At 65.3% G+C, this 329-nt stretch carries 1 protein-coding gene; it reads left to right on the forward strand.

What is annotated here, in order from left to right:
- A partial coding sequence (locus UK12_RS34435) for a glycosyl hydrolase family 18 protein (protein ID WP_045307161.1) occupies nucleotides 1-329 on the forward strand: 329 nt, incomplete at both ends.

Here is a 329-nt window from a genome sequence, read left to right on the forward strand (position 1 = left end):
GTGGTCGTTCACCGTCGACGTGTTCGCCATCGACTTGGAGTACCCGTGCTGCTGCGTGCACACCAGTAACCACGCCTCGCCGGCCAACAAGCAGAACTTCACCGCGCTGATGGCCGAGTTCCGCTCCGAGCTCGACGCCCAGGGCAGCGCCGACAAGAATACCTACGCGGTCTCCGCGGCGGTCGCCGCCTGCACAGACAAGACCAAGAACACCGAGACCGACAAGCCCGCCGAGTACCTCACGTTCCTTCACGTCATGACCTACGACCTGCACTACGCGTGGCACGCGACCCGGCCCACCAACCACCAGGCCCCGATCGACTCCGGCC

It is taken from the genome of Saccharothrix sp. ST-888, from assembly GCF_000955975.1.
Lineage (GTDB): Bacteria > Actinomycetota > Actinomycetes > Streptomycetales > Streptomycetaceae > Kitasatospora.